This window comes from Grylomicrobium aquisgranense (assembly GCF_033971865.1).
In the GTDB taxonomy this organism is placed as follows: Bacteria; Bacillota_I; Bacilli_A; order Erysipelotrichales; family Erysipelotrichaceae; genus Bulleidia; species Bulleidia massiliensis.
The window spans coordinates 1-1486 of record NZ_JALBUR010000078.1 but is presented as its reverse complement, the minus strand read 5'-3'; the positions used below and the strand labels follow the sequence as shown (position 1 = coordinate 1486).

The window sequence follows — 1486 nt, the reverse complement described above, 5'->3', positions numbered from 1 at the left end:
ACTTTCCTCTGAAGTCAATTCTTGAGAAACTGGATATCCGCAGATTCGTGGATATGTATAAACTGACCACTTCCTATGATTTCGATCTGTACGAAGTCCTTTCTTCTTTGATCTATGCCCGGGCCGTCAGTCCCTGCAGTAAACACAAAACGTACAATGAAGTGATTCCTTCTCTGTTTGAACCACACGACTTCTCCTATGATCAGCTGCTCGAAGGATTATCCTTTTTCGGAAATGATTATGAAAAGTTCGTTGAGATGTTCAACATGCAGGTAAAGAAGTACTATCCCATCAATACTGATGTCACCTACTTTGACTGTACGAACTTCTACTTTGAAATCGATCGTGAAGATGACTTTCGCAAGAAAGGTCCAAGCAAGGAAAACCGCAAAGATCCGATCGTAGGGCTTGGACTGCTGCTTGACGCGAATCAGATCCCGATCGGTATGAAGATGTATCCAGGAAATGAATCAGAGAAGCCTGTGATACGGGATGTCGTAAACGGACTGAAGAAACGGCATGAAGTAGATGGAAGAACGATTCAGGTAGCTGATAAAGGACTTAACTGTGCTGCGAATATCTTCTTTGCACGGCAGAATGGAGACGGTTATCTGTTCTCCAAGTCTGTCAGGCAATTGCCGGAAACAGAAAAGACCTGGGTCCTGTTGGATAAAGATTATCGTTCCGTTAAAGATGTGTACGGAAAAGTTCTGTATTACTGGAAAGAGTGTATCGATAAGTTCCCCTATGCATACACAGATGAGAATGGAAAACGCCATGTATTCGAACTGACTGAGAAGCGTGTAGTCACCTACAATCCCTCACTTGCCAAAAAGAAGACATATGAGATCAACCGTCTCGTCGAAAAAGCCAAAGGGCTTTCTGCCTCTATGGCTAAAAAGAATGAATACGGTGAATGTTCAAAGTATGTCACGTTTCGATCCACCTCCAAAGGGAAAGAGACTGATGACAAAGTAAAAGCAGTTATGAACCAGGAAGCCATCGATGAAGATCTTCGGCTTGCGGGATACAATCTGCTCGTCACTTCAGAGATCAAAGCGAAAGCGACTGATATATATTCCACTTATCACAATCTGTGGCGGATCGAAGAATCGTTCCGGATCATGAAATCAGATCTGGATGCGCGACCTGTATTCCTGCAGAAAGAAGAAACGATAAAAGGACATTTTCTGATCTGTTATCTGACTGTATTACTAATCCGTTTATTTCAATTCTGTGAATTGGAGAACAAATACTCCTCTTCTGAGGTGCTTCGCTTCATGAAGGATTTCAAGGTGGTAGGCAATGGGAAAGGCTATATCAATATCACCATCGGAAGCAGTTTTATAACCGCACTTGCGGACAGGACGAAACTCCCTTTGGATCATTACACTTTGTCAGAACGGCAATTAAAAACGGTGCTGAACTTCAAGCTTTGAAACTTGGAGTTTTACACCATTTTTTGGTCTCATATTCGAAAGTCAGG

1 protein-coding gene is annotated in these 1486 nt (G+C 42.5%); it reads left to right on the top strand.

Features of this window, described 5'->3' with window-relative positions:
- On the top strand, positions 1-1439 hold a 1439-nt coding region (locus MOZ60_RS11490; protein WP_370596789.1), incomplete at its 5' end, for an IS1634 family transposase.
- Positions 1440-1486 lie beyond the last annotated feature (47 nt).